This window comes from Streptomyces acidicola, from assembly GCF_009377235.1.
Lineage (GTDB): Bacteria > Actinomycetota > Actinomycetes > Streptomycetales > Streptomycetaceae > Streptomyces > Streptomyces acidicola.
This window is the reverse complement of the sequence record NZ_VMNX01000482.1, coordinates 1-2,080: the sequence shown is the minus strand read 5'-3', so window position 1 is coordinate 2,080 and position 2,080 is coordinate 1. Positions and strand designations below refer to the sequence as shown.

Annotated in this window: 2 protein-coding genes; both read right to left on the bottom strand. The window is 70.7% G+C overall.

Features of this window, described 5'->3' with window-relative positions:
- Window positions 1–970, bottom strand: a 970-nt coding sequence (locus tag FPZ41_RS46205; RefSeq protein WP_194236466.1) for an AfsR/SARP family transcriptional regulator, incomplete at its 3' end; no start/stop codon positions are given.
- Between the two features lie 319 nt (window positions 971–1,289).
- The coding region (locus tag FPZ41_RS46200) for an ABC transporter permease (RefSeq protein ID WP_194236465.1) at window positions 1,290–2,080 on the bottom strand (791 nt) is incomplete at its 5' end.

Sequence of the window (2,080 nt, the reverse complement as noted above, 5' to 3'; positions counted from 1 at the left end):
GTGCGGGGAGCGCCGGTGGGGCCGGGGGCCCGGGCGCGGTGCGGGTGTCGAAGCCGACCAGCGCGGCCGGGGCGACGAGGGTGGCCGGGGCGACGAGGGTGGCCTGGGCGACGGCGGCCGGGCGGGGCGTGACCGGCGTACCGGCTGCGGGCCGGGACCGGCGGGGTTCGCCGTCGAGGGCCATGATGGCGAGCGCGTCGGGCTGGCGGAGGACCGGGTCGTGGTCGAGGACGGCGCGTTCGACGGCACGCAGTACGCGGCCCGGTTCCAGGCCGAGCCGGGAGGCGAGCGCGGTCCTGGTGCGGCGGTAGGCGTCCAGGGCGTCGGCCTGACCGCCCCGGCGGTAAAGGGCGAGCATCAGGTGGGCGCACAGCCGCTCGCGTTCCGGTTCGCGCTGGGCGTGGGTCCGGAGTTCCTCCAGCACGTCGTGGTGCCGTCCGCAGGCGAGTTCGGCCTCGTACAGGTCCTCGCGGGTGGCCGAGCGGGCCTGGGCGAGGGTGCGCAGTTCGGGCCAGTCGGTGCCCGATTCGGCGAGGTCGGCGAGGACGGGACCGTGCCACAGGTCGAGGGCGGCGCGCAGTGTACGGGCGGCTGAGGACCAGGCGCCGGCGGCGAGGTCGGCGCGGCCACGGTCGGCGAGGGCCCGGTAGGTGGTGAGGTCGAGGTCGTCGCCGTCGACGCGCAGCAGATAGCCGGGGGCGTGGGTGAGGAGGACGGGGCCGCCGCGGGTGTCCTCGGCGTCATCGGCGGCGAGGAGTCCGCGCAGGGCGGAGACCGCGTTCTGGAGCATCTTGCGGGCGGTGGGCGGGGGTTCGCCGGCCCACAGGGCCCACATCAGGGCGCTGGTCGCGACGACTTCGTTGGCGTGCAGCAGCAGATGGCCGAGTGTGGCGCGCTGTTTGACGCCGCTCAGCGCGACCGGGCCACTGTCGCCGAGGACCGTCAGCGGGCCCAGCACCTGGAATTTCATGCCGGTGTCGCTCCCGTTCGCTCCGGCCCGGAAACAGACGGAGGACCGGAAGGAGACGAAAGAGACGGCGAAAAGGGACGGCTCCCTCTCCCGGTTTTCCCCTCCGGCTTCCCGAATGCGCCGAGTCGATTGTCCGGTGCCGTGCTTTCCGTTCTTGCCGTTGTCCGAGATGTTTCCGAGGGACCCGTACGGCCGTTCTCCGAGTCTCGCACCAGGCCCGGAGAACGGCCGTCGGACATTCACCCTCTCGATTCGGAAAGAATGCTATCGACGTCCCGATGGGGCGGTCACTGGGGAAAACACTGGTCCTGCTCCGGCGTCAGGATGCGCGCCAGCGCAGCGCCCGGTCGGCGATCCACAGCGACGCCACCGACGCCACGGCGAGGACGGCCACGTCGAGGGCGAACGTGCCGTCGATGTCCCCGGTGACGCTGTGCCGGATGGCGTCGGCGCCATAGCTGGTCGGCATGACGTAGCTGATGACGCGCAGCACGATCGGCAGGGACTCCAGCGGAATGAGCAGAGGGGCGCCGAGCAGCAGAAGGAAGTTGAGCATGTAGGTGACGATGGAGATGAGCTCGATCTTGTTGATGAGGCTGCCGATGACGAGGCCGAGCGCGGCGAGCGGCAGGGCGGTCAGTGGGTACACGAACAGCAGCGTCGGCGACAGCGTGAGTTCGATGTCGTAGAGCACCTCCACGGCGAGCAGGGAGGTGACCAGGCCGGGCGCGATGAGCAGCAGCCGGGCGGCGACGAACGCCGTCACGAAAGCCACTTTGCTGATGGGCAGCGAGGCGTAGTACATCATCGATCCCTCGGCCTTGATGGCTCCGATGCGCTGGGCGATGGCCGTGGTGCCGAGCGCGGCGATGGAGAACACGCCGGAGCCGCTGGCGATGTACAACAGGCTGGACTGGTCGGTGAGCCCGCTGCCGATGCGGGAGAAGCCGAACACCATCGTCAGCGGCATGAAGATGCCGAAGACGATGTGGACATGCCAGGACGTGCGCACGATCAGCATGTGCTCGAACCACAGGTACTTGAAGGACGTGCCGAAGGTGGCCAGCCGTGACCCGAGGGTGCGCCGGGGGACCCGGGCGGGGGCCAGGG